Below are 13185 nucleotides of genomic sequence, written 5' to 3' on the forward strand. Positions count from 1 at the left end.
CTTCGCCGCCGTCGAATTCTACACCCAGACCAAGACGGCCTACTCATGGGCGTGAACGTGGACGTTGTCGCCGCAGGGCAGGGCGCGGTCTATCCGAGCCTGAGGGGCAAGCGGGTGGTCATCACCGGCGGCGCCTCGGGCATCGGGGCGGGCCTCGTGCAGGCCTTCGCCGGCCAGGGCGCCGAGGTGCATTTCCTCGACGTGCTGAGGGGGGAGTCCGAGGCCCTGGTGAGGGCGCTGGACGTCTCACCGATCCGGCCGGTCTTTCACCACTGCGACCTGAAGGACGCCAAGGCGATCGCCGCCTGCTTCGAGACGATCGGGCCCGTCCAGGTGCTGGTGAACAACGCCGGCAACGACGACCGCCACACCCTCGACGAGGTGACGCCGGAATACTTCGAGGACCGCATGGCGGTGAACCTCCGCCACATGCTGTTCTGCACCAAGGCCGTCGTGCCGGAGATGAAGAAGGCCGGCGGCGGGGTGATCATCAACTTCGGCTCGATCTCCTGGCACCTCGGGTTGCCCGACCTGGTGCTCTACGAGACCGCCAAGGCAGGCATCGAGGGCATGACGCGGGCTCTGGCCCGGGAGCTTGGACCCGACGGCATCCGCGTCAGCTGCGTCGCGCCGGGCAATGTGAAGACCCCCCGGCAAATGAAGTGGTACACGCCGGAAGGCGAGGCCGAGATCGTCTCGCAGCAGTGCCTGAAGGGACGCATAGAGCCCCGCGACGTGGCGGCCCTGGTGCTGTTCCTGGCCTCCGACGACGCCCGCTTCTGCACCGGCCACGAGTACTGGATCGACGCAGGCTGGCGATGAGCGCGATCTCCGAGCCGGACTGCGTCTTCTCCGCCGACGCCGAGCTCGGCGAGGGACCGGTCTGGCGGGCCGACGACGATGCGCTCTGGTTCGTGGACATCAAGGGCCTGCGCATTCACCGCTACGAGCCGGCCACCGGCGCGGCCTGGAGCTGGGCGGCGCCGGCCCAGCCGGGGTTCATCGCCCCGGTCGCCGGCGGCGGCTGGATCGCCGGCCTGAAGACCGGCCTGCACCGCTTCGACCCGAAGAGCGGCCGCTTCGACCTGCTGGCGACGGTGGAGGACCCCGGCCTCGACAATCGGCTGAACGACGGCTTCGTGGACCCCCAGGGCCGGCTCTGGTTCGGCTCGATGCACGACGGCGAGACGAACCTGACGGGCGCGCTCTATCGGCTGGATGGCCACCGCCCGGTGCGCTGCGACGACGGCTACTGCATCACCAACGGACCGGCGGCGAGTCCCGACGGGCGGACGCTCTACCACACCGACACGCTCAAGAAGGTGATCTACGCCTTCGACGTCTCCGCCGGCGGCGAGATCAGCGGCAAGCGGGTGTTCGCCCAGATCGACCAGGGCTATCCGGACGGGCCGGCGGTGGACGCCGAGGGCTGCGTCTGGACCGGCCTCTTCGCCGGCGGCCACGTGCGCCGCTACTCGCCGGCGGGGGAGCTCCTGGAGAGGGTGGAGTTCCCGGTCGCCAACATCACCAAACTGGCCTTCGGCGGCGACGACCTGAAGACCGTCTACGCCACCACCGCCTGGAAGGGCCTGTCGAAGGCCGAGCGGGAGGCGCAGCCGCGGGCCGGCGGCCTGTTCAGCTTCCAGGTTGACGTACCCGGCCTGCCGCAGAACGAAATGCGCAATGTCTGAGCGCACCCCCGTCCGGCCCTTCCGCTCGCGCGACTGGTTCGCCAACGAAGAGCGCAGCGACATGACCGCCCTCTACTTGGAGCGGTTCATGAACTACGGGATCACGCCCGAGGAACTCAGGAGCGGGCGGCCGGTCGTCGGCATAGCCCAGACCGGGTCCGACCTGTCGCCCTGCAACCGCATCCACCTGGACCTGGCGCGGCGGGTGCGCGACGGCATCCGCGACGCCGGCGGCATCCCGATGGAGTTCCCGGTCCATCCGATCTTCGAGAACTGCCGCCGGCCGACCGCGGCCCTGGACCGCAACCTCGCCTACCTCGGACTGACCGAGATCCTCTACGGCTATCCGATCGACGCCGTGGTGCTGACCACCGGCTGTGACAAGACCACCCCCAGCGGGATCATGGCGGCCTCCACCGTCGACATCCCGGCCATCGTGCTCTCCGGCGGGCCGATGCTGGACGGCTGGCACGAGGGTGAGCTGGTGGGCTCGGGCACGGTGATCTGGCGCTCGCGCCGCAAGCTCGCGGCCGGCGAGATCGACGAGGAGGAGTTCCTCAAGCGCGCGGCGGACTCCGCCCCCTCCGCCGGCCACTGCAACACCATGGGCACGGCCTCGACCATGAACGCCGTCGCCGAGGCGCTGGGCCTGTCGCTGCCCGGCTGCGCGGCGATCCCCGCGCCCTACCGCGAGCGCGGCCAGATGGCCTACGAGACCGGCCGGCGGATCGTGGAGATGGCCTACGAGGACCTGCGGCCGTCGAGGATCCTGACGCGGGCCAGCTTCCTGAACGCCATCCGCACGGTGAGCGCCATCGGCGGCTCGTCCAACGCCCAGCCGCACATCGTGGCCATGGCCCGGCACGCCGGCGTCGAGGTCTCCGACGAGGACTGGATGGTCCACGGCTACGACATCCCCCTGCTGGTCAACATGCAGCCGGCGGGCAAGTACCTGGGAGAGCGGTTCCACCGGGCCGGCGGCGTGCCCGCGGTGCTCTGGGAGCTGCTGCAGGCCGGCAAGCTGGACGGCGGGTGCCTGACTGTGACCGGCCGGACGCTCGCGGAGAACGTCGAAGGCCGACAGGCCTCCGACCGCGAGGTGATCACCCCCTGGGCCGCGCCGCTGAAGGACCGCGCCGGTTTCCTGGTGCTGAAGGGCAACCTGTTCGACTTCGCGATCATGAAGACCAGCGTGATCAGCGAGGACTTCCGCGCCCGCTACCTGAGCGAGCCGGGCCGGGAGGGCGTGTTCGAGGGCCGCTGCGTGGTCTTCGACGGCTCTGACGACTACCACCACCGGATCAACGACCCCGCGCTGGGCGTCGACGCGCGGACCATACTCGTGATCCGCGGCTCGGGGCCGCTGGGCTGGCCGGGCTCCGCCGAGGTGGTCAACATGCAGCCGCCGGACGCCCTGATTCAGAAGGGGATCATGAGCCTGCCGACGCTCGGTGACGGGCGCCAGTCGGGCACCTCCGACAGCCCCTCGATCCTCAACGCCTCGCCGGAGAGCGCGGCGGGCGGCGGGCTCTCCTGGCTGCGCACCGGCGACGTGATCCGCATCGACCTGTCCGCCGGCCGCTGCGACGCGCTCGTGGATGACGCCGAGATCGCGCGGCGCAGGGCCGAGGCTCCGCCGCCGGTCCCGGAGAGCCACACGCCGTGGGAGGAGCTCTACCGCGAGAAGACCGGTCAGCTCGCCGACGGCGCAGTGTTGGAGATGGCCGTGAAGTATCGTGGGATCTCCGCCCGCAACCCGCGCCACAACCACTGACGGCAAGCCGGGGGGCTTGACCATGATAGCGCTATCAATAAGGCTGTAGGCAAGCTGGCGGCCACAGAGAACCGCCGGGCATCACGAGGAAACGCGGGCCGAGGCCCGCCCAGGGAGACGTCCAAGTGTCCACCACAGGCAATCCCCCGGCGGCCGCCGGGCTGAGCGGCGAGGCCGCCCGCGTCAACATGGCGTTCATCGCCGCCATCGTCGCCGTGGCGACCATCGGCGGCTTCATGTTCGGCTATGACAGCGGGGTCATCAACGGCACCCAGGAGGGGCTGGAGAGCACCTTCAACCTCTCCAAGCTGGGCACCGGCTTCAACGTCGGCGCCATCCTGGTGGGCTGCGCCGTGGGCGCCTTCATCGCTGGCCGCCTGGCCGACCAGATCGGCCGGCGCACGGTGATGATGATCTCGGCCGTGCTGTTCATCCTCTCGGCGCTCGGCACCGGCGCGGCGGACTCCTCGGCCGTGTTCATCGTCGCCCGCTTCATCGGCGGCCTGGGCGTCGGCGCGGCCAGCGTGCTGTCGCCCGTCTACATCTCCGAGGTGACACCGGCGAGCATGCGCGGCCGGCTCTCCAGCATCCAGCAGATCATGATCATCACCGGCCTGACGGGCGCGTTCGTGGCCAACTACATCCTGGCCGCCACGGCGGGCGGCTCCACCAGCGAGTTCTGGCTGGGCTATCCGGCCTGGCGCTGGATGTTCTGGATGCAGGTGATCCCGGCCGGCGTCTTCCTGCTCACCCTGCTGCTGATCCCCGAAAGCCCGCGCTATCTGGTGGTGAAGGGCCGCGACGCCGAGGCCGAGGGCGTCCTTACCCGCCTGTTCGGCCCCGCGGAGGCCCGCCGCAAGGTGGAGGAGATCCGCGCCAGCCTCGCCGCCGACCACCACCGCCCGAAGCTGTCGGACCTGGTGGACAAGGCGAGCGGCAAGCTGCGTCCCATCGTCTGGACCGGGATCGGCCTGGCCGTCTTCCAGCAGCTCGTGGGCATCAACGTCGTCTTCTACTACGGCGCGGTTCTCTGGCAGTCCGTGGGCTTCTCCGAGGACGACGCCCTGAAGATCAACATCCTCTCCGGCTCGCTCTCGATCGTCGCCTGCCTGGGCGCCATCGGCCTGATCGACCGCATCGGCCGCAAGCCGCTGCTGCTCATCGGCTCGGCGGGGATGGCCGTGACCCTTGCCATCATGGCGATGGTCTTCTCGACCGCCAGCATGGTGGACGGGGCGGTGCAGCTCTCCGACGGGGCCGGGCTCACGGCCCTGATCTCGGCGAACCTCTATGTGATCTTCTTCAACCTCAGCTGGGGCCCGGTGATGTGGGTCATGCTGGGCGAGATGTTCCCCAACCAGATCCGCGGCTCGGGCCTGGCGGTCGCCGGCTTCGCCCAGTGGACCGCCAACTTCGCGATCAGCGTCAGCTTCCCGGCGCTCGCCGCCTCGCTCGGACTGCCGATCACCTACGGCTTCTACGCGCTCAGCGCGGCCGTCTCGTTCCTGTTCGTGCGGGCCATGGTCAAGGAGACCCGCGGCCGCGAGCTGGAGGACATGGTCGGCTGACGCCGCCTAGCGCCGGGGCCCGGCCAGGGCCTCGGCGATCGCCCTGCGGGCCAGCGGCTGCATGGCCGCATAGCCGGCCGGATTGGGATGCACGCCGTCGCGGCTGAACTCGGGCCTCATCGCCCCGGCGGCGTCGCCGAGCACCTCGCCATAGTCCACGAACACCAGCCCCTCGCGCGCCGCGTAGGCTTTCAGCCAGGCGTTCAGCTCGGCGATCTTCGGCGCCGGCTCCATGCCCTTGCGCCAGGGGAAGTCCGCCGCCGGCGGCACGGCCGCCAGCACCATCCGCACGCCGTTCGCCCGCGCCAGCGTGGTCATGGCCACGATGTTGTCCTGGACAGCCTGCAAGGTCGTGGGGCCGGTGTTGCCGGCGATGTCGTTGGTGGCGGCCATGAGGTGCGCCACGCGGGGCTTCAGGGCGATCACGTCGGGCTGGAAGCGCACCAGCATCTGCGGCGTGGTCTGGCCGCTGATGCCGCGGCCCAGATAGCCGTTGGCCTCGAAGAAGTCCGGGTCGAACCGGCGCCATCCCTCGGTGATGGAATCGCCCATGAACACGACACGCGGCTGGTCGGATCGCGGCGGCGGCGTGGCGGCATTGTCCGCGCGGTAGCGGCAGAGGTTGGCCCAGTCGGTCTGCGGCGTGCGCCCGACGCAGGGGTCGGCGACGATCCCCACCGGCGTGGTCGGCGCGGACGGCGCGGCGGCGGGCTGGGCGGCGGCCGCGGCGGCGAGGGCGAACCAGGCGGCGAGGGCTGCGGTCGAGGTCTTCATCGGGCTCCTCCGGTGTGGGCGAGGCCGGCCAGGACCCGGTCGGCGGAAAGCGGGGCCAAGGGCTCGTCCGGCCCGCGGACGGCCCGTACCTGGGCGGCGAAGCTGTAGCCGGCGGCCCGGCGGGTCTGGATCGGATCGTGGCCCAGGACCGCGACCAGCTTGCGCCGCAACCGGCTGACCAGGCAGTCGACGGCGCGGTCGTAGACGTCGGCCTCGCGGCCCATGCAGAGGTCGATCAGCTCCTGCCGGGACAGTACGGCGCCCGGCCGCTCCAGGAAGGCCCGGAGCATCAGCACCTCCTTGGCGGAGAGCGGGACACGCCGGCCGAGCGGGCCGGTCAGGCCGGCGAGCGCGAGGTCGAACCGGGCGCCCCCGAACTCGTAGGCGCGGACCGGCGGGCGCAGCGACGGGCGATTGCGCCGCAGGATGGCGCGGACGCGGGCCAGCAGCTCGCGGCGGGCCGCCAGCGCCACGGCGTCGGCGGCGCCGGCCTCCAGGGCCTGGAGGCCCAGGTCCTCGTCGCCGGGGTGAAACAGGGCCACCAGCGGCGGGGTCGGGCGGGCGGTAATCCCCTGGTCCCCGGCTCCGGCGAGCGCGTCGCGGGCCGAGAGGACGACGAGGTCGAAGGCGGCCGCGCGCAGGCCGAGGTCGCGGGCCGCGGCGGTCTCCACGGCGAAGCCGCAGCCGGCGAGGTACTGCACGATCCGCGGACCGTCCGGCCAGAGGCCCGGCGGGACGACGAGCAGCCGCGGCGGCCGGGCGACGGCGCCGGACGAGGGCGCGGCGAAACCCATCTCAGGCGGCGTCGGCGAAGAGGTCGAGGCCGAACCGCCCGCCGCGGTCGACGACCACCTGGCCGGCCACGATCCGCCGGCCGCAACTGCCGGCGAAGGGAATGTCGGTCACCGCCACGAACTCGCCCGAGGGGCGCCGCTCAAGGAGGAAGACCACGGCGGGCTTGGCGCCCTGATGCAGGCGGATGGCGCTGCGCACCGCGTCCGGGTCGAGGCCGGTGCCGTCGGGCAACTGGGCGGCCCGCTGCAGCAGGACGCGGAGGCTCACGGGCACGCCCACCTCGTGCAGGCAGTCGAAGGCCCGCGCCCTGAGCGACCCGCGCTGGCCGGTGGCCTCGCGGCCGATCCACAGCACGTGGTGGGTCATGGGCGTGCGGGCGATCGCCTCGGCCAGGGCCTCGGCGCGAATCAGCTCCGTTCGACGGTGGCGCATCGTTCTTCCTCCCTTTGGCTCTTCCGTGATCCGGCGGCAGTACAAATATGTATACAAGAATCGTACGCGATGCTACACCGCCGTCGGTTCCGGCCTTCCGGCACTGGAAGGTTCTGTTCCTCCCGTTTCTTCCTCGGCCGGCCGCGCCTGCGCGGCTGGCCGCCTTTTTGTCCGGCGCTTGCCTGCGGCGGCGGCTGATGTATGCAACGGTGGGCCCTAGGCCCTTCGTGCGGGGGCGGGCGTGCTGATCAGGCGGCTCACATCGCGGCCGGCGCTGGCCGCCGAGGTCGGACGACTCGCCGAGACGGCGGCGGTCGGCGGGGTCGGCGCGGCGTTGTTTCTGACCATGGGCGTTCCGGCGGGCGCGATCCTGGGAGCCCTGCTCGCCACCGCCGTCGCGTCGCTGGCCGGCCGCCGCCTGGGCTGGCCCGCGCCGCTGCGCGACCTGCTGTTCTTCGTCACCGGCCTGGGCGCGGGCGCGAGCGTCACGCCGGCGGCGCTCGGGGCCGCTGCGGTCTGGCCGCTGTCCATCGCCGCCCTCGTCCTCGCCACTCTGGGCGCCTGGGCCCTGAGCTTCCTCGTCTTCCGCCGCCTGTCGGGCGCCGACGCCCCCACCGCCTTCTTCGCCACCTCCCCGGGGGCGCTCAGCGCCACCATGATCCTCGCCGAAGCGGAGGGAGCGAGGGTGGTTCCTGTGGCGGTGGCCCAGACCCTGCGGATATCGACCCTGGTGGCCATGGCCCCGCTGGCCCTCAGCTTCGGCCATGTGGCGCCTTCCGACCCGGCGATTTCGCCCCTGCTGCCTGCAGCGCTGGGCTGGCCGGCGGTTCTGGCCGCCGCCGCCGCCGGCGCCGGGCTCGCGCGGCGGCTGGGCTGGCCCGTGCCGGTGTTCCTGGGGGCCTTGCTGGGCAGCGCGGTCCTGCACGCGACGGCCGTGGTGGACACCCGACTGCCGCCGACGGTGTTCACCGTCGCGGCCGCGGCGCTCGGCGCTTTGATCGGCTCGCGGTTCGCCGGCATCCGCCCCCGAGACCTCCTGGCCCTGACGCCGGCCAGCCTGGCGAGCCTCGCGGTCATGGCCCTGGTGAGCGCCCCGGTGGGGGCGCTGGCGGGCTGGCTCTCGGGCGTCGGCGCGGCCGCCGGCCTGATGGCCTTCGCGCCGGGCAGCATGGAGATGATGGTCGCTGTCTCGCTCAGCCTGAACGCCAACCCGGCCTATGTGGCCGCCCACCACCTGGCGCGCACCCTGCTGCTGCTCGGGCTCCTGCCGGTGCTCGCCAACCATTGGCGCACGCGGACGTGAATTGTATGCAAGGTTGACTCCTGCATCTCGGCGGCGCAGGACGGAGGCCGGTATCCTATTGGGTTTTGCATGCCGCTGGTCTCCCTGGCCGACGCCCGGAACACGGCGCTGACGGCGCTCCGCGCCGCCGGCGTTCCCGAGGCGCACGCCCGCCTGCAGGCCGAGGTGCTGCTGGAGGGCGAGCTGCGCGGAACCCCGTCCCACGGGCTGCTGCGGCTGCCGAGGCTGGCGCGCCGGATCGCCAACGGGGTGATCGATCCCGCGGCGGCCGGCCGGCACGCCTGGCGCGGCCCGGCCTTCCTGGCGGTGGACGGCGAACGGGGCCTGGGACCCGTCGTGGCCGCGCGCGCGCTGGACGCCGCCGTCGCGCGGGCGCGGGAGACCGGCGTCTCCGTCGCGGCGATCGCCAACAGCAACCATCTGGGGATGCTGGCCTGGTACGTCGAGCGGGCGGCCGATGCGGGGCTGGCCGCCATCGCCCTGACCACCAGCGAGGCGCTGGTGCATCCCTGGGGCGCCCGGACGGCGATGATCGGCACCAACCCCATCGCCATCGGCGTGCCGACCGCCGAAGGGGCCTTCGTCATGGACACCGCCACCGGCGTGGTCTCCATGGGCAGGATCCACGACCACGCCCACCGCGGCCTGCCGCTGGAGCCCGGCTGGGCGCTCGACGCCGAAGGCGCGCCCACCACCGACGCCGAGCGGGCCAAGGCCGGCGCGATCGCGCCGTTCGGCGGCCCTAAGGGGTATGCGCTCGGGCTGGCGGTGGAGCTGCTGGTGGCGGCGCTCACCGGCTCCGCCCTCGGCCGCGAGGTGACCGGCACGCTCGACGACGCCATCGCCTGCAACAAGGGCGATCTCTTCATCCTCATCGACCCCGGCGCGGCCGGCCAGGGGCAGGCGCTCGCCGCCTACCTCGACGCGATCCGCCGCATGCCGCCGGCCGAGGGTTTCGAGGCCGTCCGGGTCCCCGGGGACCGGGCGCGCGCGACGCGGGCCGCCCGTGCGAGGGAGGGCCTGCCGGTGGCCGACGACGTCTGGACTGAACTGCAGGCCCTGGCCGCCAGGGCCGCCAAGGAGGAAACCATCCCATGACCTTGTTCGCCGCCACGCGCCCGCCGCGCCACATCGCCGTCGGCCCCGGCCAGCGCCACGCCATCGGCACGTACGCCCGCGCCTACGGCAACCGCGCGCTGATCTGCACGGACGAGCGGATGGGCCAGGACCCGGCGCTGCGCGACCTGGTCGACTCCCTCGCCGCCGCCGGCGTCGCCAGCCAGGTCTACGACCGCACCCTGCCCGAGGTGCCGATGAGTTCGGTGGCCGAGTGCATGGAGATCGCCCGCGCCTTCGGACCCGACCTGCTGGTCGGGCTGGGCGGCGGCAGCTGCATGGACCTGACCAAGGTGGTGGCCGTCCTGCTCGCCCACGGCGGCGAGCCGCACGACTACTACGGCGAGTTCAAGGTCCCGGGCCGGGTCCTGCCGGTGATCGCTGTGCCCACCACGGCCGGCACCGGCTCGGAAGTCACCCCCGTGGCCGTCGTCGCCGATCCGGAGAAGACCTTGAAGGTCGGCATCGCCAGCCCCGAGCTGATCCCGCTGGTGGCGCTCTGCGACCCCGAGCTGACCATGACCTGCCCGCCGGGGCTGACCGCGGCTTCCGGCTCCGACGCCATGACCCATGCGGTGGAGGCCTTCATGGCCGCGCGGCGCGAGCCCTCGTCGGACCTCAGCTACAGCCACGTCTTCCTGGGCAAGAACGCCTTCAGCGACATGTACGCCCTGCAGGCCATCGCCAAGATCTCGGCGAACCTGGAGACGGCGGTGAAGAACGGCTCCGACATGAAGGCCCGCGAGAACATGATGTGGGCCTCCATGCTGGCGGGCCTCGCCTTCGGCGTCGCCGGCACCGCCGCGGCCCACGCCCTGCAGTATCCGGTGGGCGCGCTCACCCACACCGCCCACGGCCTCGGCGTCGCCTGCCTGCTGCCTTACGTCATGGAGTACAACCGGCCGAGCTGCGTGCCCGAGCTGGTGCAGATCGCCGACGCCATGGGCCTGCCGCGCACCGGCGAGGACGACGACGCCCGGGCCATCGCCGCGATCGACGCGGTGGAGGACCTGTTCATCCGCGTGGGCATCCCCCGCACCATCCGCGACCTCGGCCTTGCCGACGACCAGCTCGACTGGGCCGCCGATCAGGCCATGGGCGCCGCCCGCCTGGTGAAGAACAACCCCCGCGCCCTCGATGTCGCCGCTATGGGCCACATCCTGCACGCCGCCCAGACCGGCGCCCGCGCCGACCTGCGCAAGCTCCCCGCCTAGGAAGGAAATCCAAGTGTCCGTCGCTTCCCAGAAGGTCGCCGAGCCGGCCGCGTCCCTGAAGACCGATCTCTACATCGGCGGCCAGTGGCTGCCGGGCCGGCGCGCCGAGCGCATCGACGTGGTCGACCCCTCTACCGGCAAGCTGATCGCCACCGTCGCCGACGGCGCGGTGGAGGACGCCAGGGCCGCCGTGGACGCAGCCGCGGCCGCCGCCGCCGACTGGGCCGCCACCCCGCCGCGCAGGCGGGCCGAGGTGCTGCGCAAGGCGTTCGAGCTGATGACCGGCCGGGCCGAGGAGTTCGCCCAGCTGATCTCGCTCGAGAACGGCAAGGCCCTGCCCGACGCCCGCGGCGAGGTGGCCTATGCCGCCGAGTTCTTCCGCTGGTTCTCCGAGGAGGCCGTGCGGATCATCGGCGACATCACCATGGCCCCCAGCGGCGCGAACCGGATCGTGGTGCAGTACCAGCCGATCGGGGTGGCGGTGCTGATCACGCCCTGGAACTTCCCCGCGGCCATGGCTACGCGGAAGATCGCGCCCGCGCTCGCCGCCGGCTGCACCTGCGTGCTGAAGCCGGCGGCCGAGACCCCGCTCACCGCCTTCGCCATGGCGGCCCTGCTGGAGGAGGCGGGCGTGCCCAAGGGCGTCGTCAACGTCGTCACCACCTCCACGCCCGGCGAGGTGGTCTCGGCGATGATGGCCGACCCGCGGGTGCGCAAGCTGTCCTTCACCGGCTCGACGAACGTCGGCCGGATCCTGCTGCGCGGCGCCGCCGACACGGTGCTGAGCTGCTCCATGGAGCTGGGCGGCAACGCGCCCTTCATCGTCTTCGACGACGCCGACCTCGACGCGGCGCTGGACGGCGCCATGCTGGCCAAAATGCGCAACGGGGGCGAGGCCTGCACGGCGGCCAACCGCTTCTACGTCCAGTCGGGCATCTTCGAGCGTTTCGTGGAGGGCTTCGCCAGGCGGATGGGCGCCATGAAGGTCGGCCCGGGCTATGACGAAGCCACCCAGTGCGGGCCGGTGATCACGCCCGCGGCGCTCAAGAAGATCGACGCCCTGGTGCAGGACGCGGTCGGCCAGGGCGCCGAGGTGAAGGTGGGCGGCAAGCCGCTCGACCAGGACGGCTACTTCTACCCACCGACCGTGCTGGCCGGCGTGCCGGCGGACGCCCGGATCATGAACGAGGAGATCTTCGGCCCGGTGGCCCCGGTCGTGCGCTTCGAGACCGAGGAGGAGGCGATCGCCGCGGCCAACGACACCGAGTACGGCCTCATTGCCTATGTCTACACCCGCGATCTCGCGCGGGGCCTGCGGGTCTCCGAGAAGGTCGAGGCGGGGATGATCGGGCTGAACCGCGGCATCGCCTCGGACCCCGCCGCGCCGTTCGGCGGCGTGAAGCAGAGCGGTCTCGGCCGCGAGGGCGCCCACCACGGCATCCTGGAGTTCCTTGAGGCCAAGTACATCGCCACCAACTGGTGACGAGGCCCCGGCCCACGGGCGAGGCGGTGCTGGCCGTCCCGCCCGTGGGCTGGTGGGCGGGGAGGCGGCCGACGGCCGAGCTTGCGCGCAAGAGCTGGTGCGACGCGAGTGGGCGGCAACCTGGGCGCGATTACTTAGAAGGCTAGTCAAAGCGGGGTTCTGCGAACCTGTCGCAGTTGTATTCATCTTCTCCGACAAGGCTTGTGGCCGGACGCCCGCTCCGGGATACTGCGTCCGATGAGTCAAAAACGAGCCGCAGTTCCCGAGGTGGAACCCGCTCCGGTTGCGCAGGACCGGAAGCAACCTCCGACGCGACAGCAGAAGGGCTGGCGCCACAAGGACGCCGTGAGCCTGCTTCGGGAGATGATCCTGTCGGGCGAGCTGGAACCGGGCGAGCGGCTGCGCGAGGTGGCGATCAGCGAGCGGCTGGGCATGTCGCGCACGCCGGTGCGCGAGGCCTTCCGCACCCTGGCGGCCGAAGGCCTGGTCGAGCTCCTGCCGAACCGCAGCGTCGTGGTGGCCGAGCTCAACGAGAGTGAATCCATCGATGTCTTCTCGGTGCTGGGCACCCTGGAGGCGCTCGCCGCCCAGCAGGCGGCGCAGCGGATGACGCCGGAACAGCTCGACCGCCTGCGCGAGCTGCAGGAGGAGATGGAGCTCCATTTCCGCAACCACGACCGGGCGGAATACATCCGCGCCAACCGGGCGATCCACGAGCTGATGGTGGAATCCTCGCGCAATAGCTCCCTGATCCTCGCCTGGCGCATGATCGTCCCGCGCGCCGAGCGCGTGCGCTCGGTGAACACCCTGGACCGGCACCGCTGGGCCATAGCGCTCGAGGAGCACCGCAAGATCTTCGCCGCGCTCGCCGCCCGCGACGGCCCGCTGCTCAGCTCACTGATGCAGGACCACTTCGCCCAAGGGGTGATCGAGCGCATCTCCCAGACCAAGAGCCGGGTGCGCGTGCGGGCGCTGACGTCGGCCGGCGCCCCGCCGCAGGCGGCGGCTCCGGCCGAGGCGGACTAGGTCGGAGCG

At 72.0% G+C, this 13185-nt stretch carries 12 protein-coding genes; 9 read left to right on the forward strand and 3 right to left on the reverse strand.

The window, feature by feature from the left end:
• Positions 1-45: 45 nt before the first annotated feature.
• The 4 genes from V7Z97_RS04840 to V7Z97_RS04855 all read left to right on the forward strand — a co-directional run bounded on the left by V7Z97_RS04840 (position 46) and on the right by V7Z97_RS04855 (position 5033).
• On the forward strand, positions 46-822 hold the full coding sequence (locus tag V7Z97_RS04840) for an SDR family NAD(P)-dependent oxidoreductase (protein WP_334161802.1): 777 nt from the start codon (positions 46-48) through the stop codon (positions 820-822).
• Positions 819-1691: an SMP-30/gluconolactonase/LRE family protein gene (locus tag V7Z97_RS04845; protein ID WP_334161804.1), complete on the forward strand. Its 873-nt coding sequence runs from the start codon at positions 819-821 to the stop codon at positions 1689-1691. The genes V7Z97_RS04840 and V7Z97_RS04845 overlap by 4 nt, the downstream gene beginning before the upstream one ends.
• Complete coding sequence (locus V7Z97_RS04850) at positions 1684-3465, forward strand: IlvD/Edd family dehydratase (protein WP_334161805.1); 1782 nt, start codon at positions 1684-1686, stop codon at positions 3463-3465. The genes V7Z97_RS04845 and V7Z97_RS04850 overlap by 8 nt, the downstream gene beginning before the upstream one ends.
• A gap of 188 nt (positions 3466-3653) precedes the next feature.
• On the forward strand, positions 3654-5033 hold the full coding sequence (locus tag V7Z97_RS04855) for a sugar porter family MFS transporter (protein ID WP_442958011.1): 1380 nt from the start codon (positions 3654-3656) through the stop codon (positions 5031-5033).
• A 6-nt stretch (positions 5034-5039) separates the two neighbouring features.
• Here the strand turns inward: V7Z97_RS04855 and V7Z97_RS04860 are convergent, their stop codons facing one another.
• From V7Z97_RS04860 to V7Z97_RS04870, 3 genes are read right to left on the reverse strand one after another with little or no spacing between them, the layout of a single operon-like run.
• Positions 5040-5807 carry an SGNH/GDSL hydrolase family protein gene (locus V7Z97_RS04860; RefSeq protein ID WP_334161807.1) on the reverse strand — a complete coding sequence of 256 codons (768 nt, stop codon included), beginning with the start codon at positions 5805-5807 and terminating at the stop codon, positions 5040-5042.
• A complete protein-coding gene (locus tag V7Z97_RS04865; protein WP_334161809.1) occupies positions 5804-6601 on the reverse strand; it encodes a response regulator transcription factor in 798 nt (265 codons plus the stop codon). The genes V7Z97_RS04860 and V7Z97_RS04865 overlap by 4 nt, the downstream gene beginning before the upstream one ends.
• 1 nt (position 6602) lies before the next feature.
• On the reverse strand, positions 6603-7034 hold the full coding sequence (locus tag V7Z97_RS04870; protein ID WP_334161811.1) for a hypothetical protein: 432 nt from the start codon (positions 7032-7034) through the stop codon (positions 6603-6605).
• A gap of 241 nt (positions 7035-7275) precedes the next feature.
• On the opposite strand from V7Z97_RS04870, the gene V7Z97_RS04875 reads away from it, so the two are divergent.
• The 5 genes from V7Z97_RS04875 to V7Z97_RS04895 all read left to right on the forward strand — a co-directional run bounded on the left by V7Z97_RS04875 (position 7276) and on the right by V7Z97_RS04895 (position 13176).
• On the forward strand, positions 7276-8337 hold the full coding sequence (locus tag V7Z97_RS04875) for an AbrB family transcriptional regulator (protein ID WP_334161813.1): 1062 nt from the start codon (positions 7276-7278) through the stop codon (positions 8335-8337).
• Between the two features lie 69 nt (positions 8338-8406).
• Positions 8407-9435, forward strand: coding sequence for an Ldh family oxidoreductase (locus tag V7Z97_RS04880; protein ID WP_334161815.1), 1029 nt, complete (start codon positions 8407-8409; stop codon positions 9433-9435).
• On the forward strand, positions 9432-10667 hold the full coding sequence (locus V7Z97_RS04885) for an iron-containing alcohol dehydrogenase (protein WP_334161817.1): 1236 nt from the start codon (positions 9432-9434) through the stop codon (positions 10665-10667). The genes V7Z97_RS04880 and V7Z97_RS04885 overlap by 4 nt, the downstream gene beginning before the upstream one ends.
• Before the next feature lie 13 nt (positions 10668-10680).
• The gene (locus V7Z97_RS04890) at positions 10681-12150 is read left to right on the forward strand and encodes an NAD-dependent succinate-semialdehyde dehydrogenase (protein WP_334161818.1); all 1470 of its coding nucleotides are present in this window, start codon (positions 10681-10683) and stop codon (positions 12148-12150) included.
• Positions 12151-12495: 345 nt separating this feature from the next.
• Positions 12496-13176 carry a GntR family transcriptional regulator gene (locus V7Z97_RS04895; protein WP_334161819.1) on the forward strand — a complete coding sequence of 227 codons (681 nt, stop codon included), beginning with the start codon at positions 12496-12498 and terminating at the stop codon, positions 13174-13176.
• Positions 13177-13185: the final 9 nt, after the last annotated feature.

It is taken from the genome of Phenylobacterium sp. (genome assembly GCF_036821595.1).
GTDB lineage: Bacteria > Pseudomonadota > Alphaproteobacteria > Caulobacterales > Caulobacteraceae > Phenylobacterium.

What these genes read in the sequence shown, in the direction of transcription:
- V7Z97_RS04840 (WP_334161802.1), top strand. Translation starts at nt 46, where the DNA reads ATGGGCGTGAACGTGGACGTTGTCGCCGCAGGGCAGGGCGCGGTCTAT.
- V7Z97_RS04870 (WP_334161811.1), bottom strand. Translation starts at nt 7,034, where the DNA reads ATGCGCCACCGTCGAACGGAGCTGATTCGCGCCGAGGCCCTGGCCGAG.
- V7Z97_RS04860 (WP_334161807.1), bottom strand. Translation starts at nt 5,807, where the DNA reads ATGAAGACCTCGACCGCAGCCCTCGCCGCCTGGTTCGCCCTCGCCGCC.
- V7Z97_RS04880 (WP_334161815.1), top strand. Translation starts at nt 8,407, where the DNA reads ATGCCGCTGGTCTCCCTGGCCGACGCCCGGAACACGGCGCTGACGGCG.
- V7Z97_RS04850 (WP_334161805.1), top strand. Translation starts at nt 1,684, where the DNA reads ATGTCTGAGCGCACCCCCGTCCGGCCCTTCCGCTCGCGCGACTGGTTC.
- V7Z97_RS04845 (WP_334161804.1), top strand. Translation starts at nt 819, where the DNA reads ATGAGCGCGATCTCCGAGCCGGACTGCGTCTTCTCCGCCGACGCCGAG.
- V7Z97_RS04865 (WP_334161809.1), bottom strand. Translation starts at nt 6,601, where the DNA reads ATGGGTTTCGCCGCGCCCTCGTCCGGCGCCGTCGCCCGGCCGCCGCGG.
- V7Z97_RS04855 (WP_442958011.1), top strand. Translation starts at nt 3,654, where the DNA reads ATGGCGTTCATCGCCGCCATCGTCGCCGTGGCGACCATCGGCGGCTTC.
- V7Z97_RS04885 (WP_334161817.1), top strand. Translation starts at nt 9,432, where the DNA reads ATGACCTTGTTCGCCGCCACGCGCCCGCCGCGCCACATCGCCGTCGGC.